Genomic DNA, 1,429 nt, shown 5'->3' with positions numbered 1-1,429 from the left:
GGATCAAGGCTAAAACCTGTGGGGTAGTTATATCTAAGCATAGATTTGGGTAAGTCTATATAAAAAGAATGGGATGTTTTTCACACCTCTGAATTGGCTTCTGAAAGCCTTTACCTTGGCATTAAAAGATTCAGCCGAGGCATTAGTGCTTCTATTCTCAAAGAAGTTAACAATGGTTTTATAATGGTTTTGAATTGAACGAGCTACTGTATTAAATGATTTAAAGCCTGCCTGCCTTACTTTCTCATGCCATCTAGCTAATCTTGTTAAGCCATATAACTTATCATTGGTATTTTCGAAGATATAGGAAAGATTCATCGTCAGGTCATAGGCTTGCTTAATATCAGGATATAACTCAAACAATAGCTTAGCTCTTTGTTTTTGATTTTCTGTCCAGTCTTTCTCTTTTTTATAGAGAACATATCGACTTCTTGCTTGTAATTGTTTTAGAGTATCGCCATTGGGGAGTACTATGGGGACATATTCTGTATCGGTTTTCTTAGCCAATTCAATGGCCTCATTTTCAGCATCCAATGCTTCCCAACGGTGTTTGATTCTGATTTCCTGTAGGGCTTCTGAAGCTAGTTGTTGTACATGGAATCTATCAATTACCCTGGTAGCATTAGGAAAGGCTCTTTTGGCAATTAACTCCATATTAGCTGCCATGTCTAAGGTGATTTCTCTGACTCTCTTACGAAGATTGATAGGGATTTTCTGTAGAACATTAATCACTGTTTCTGCCTTAGTACCCGCTATAATTGCCACAATACTACCCTTTTTGCCCTTAGCTGCTTTGTTAGTCAGGATTGTATATAGTTCTCCTTCTGATAAACTAGTCTCGTCAATAGACAGATACTTACCTATATTCTGTGGAAAAAGAAGCCATTTCTTAGCATGACTTCGTTGAGACCAACTCTTAAAATCACTCAGATAATTCTTATATTGCTCCTGTAGTCTCTTACCATTGACTCCATAATAACCAGCGATGGATTGGGCAGCATCTGCATTAGAATCGATTGAGTGCCTTTAAAAAAATCGAGAATTCTTTAGTCATCCTCGTCCCATCTGCCACTAAATCCCAATTCCTATACACTACTTTTTCAAGTGTATGGCTGTACCATCTACGGCGTTTGATGTGTAGAAAAACTTTATGCCCTCTGATTGGAAAATCCTGAACTGTAATCTCTTCAAAAAAACCTTTCGATTCCAACTTCTGACCTTCAAATTCTTTGGGTATCTGATTAATCTCTTGTAAATATAAATGCATTACTTCGGCTGTAGTCTTGTAGGAAGTAAGCTCAAAATTTTCAATAATAATGGCAGGCAGTAATAACTTCAAAATATCCTTATAACTTTCTTGCATCTGTTCTTCTGGTAAAATGCAAAGGTCACAATTATTTTATCGCCCCACAACTTTTAGGTTTGATCC

2 protein-coding genes are annotated in these 1,429 nt (G+C 36.9%); both read right to left on the bottom strand.

Features of this window, described 5'->3' with window-relative positions; translation table 11 throughout:
- Positions 1-33 precede the first annotated feature (33 nt).
- Complete coding sequence (locus NZ848_RS21460) at positions 34-987, bottom strand: ISAon1 family transposase (protein WP_259017221.1); 954 nt, start codon at positions 985-987, stop codon at positions 34-36.
- A 19-nt stretch (positions 988-1,006) separates the two neighbouring features.
- Entirely contained in the window at positions 1,007-1,363 is a 357-nt protein-coding gene (locus NZ848_RS21455) for an ISAon1 family transposase N-terminal region protein (protein WP_259017220.1), read from the bottom strand.
- Between the last annotated feature and the right edge of the window lie 66 nt (positions 1,364-1,429).

Source organism: Emticicia fluvialis (assembly GCF_024793945.1).
GTDB lineage: Bacteria > Bacteroidota > Bacteroidia > Cytophagales > Spirosomataceae > Emticicia > Emticicia fluvialis.
The sequence above is the reverse complement of the archived record's forward strand: the minus strand, read 5'-3'. Positions and strand labels throughout refer to the sequence as shown.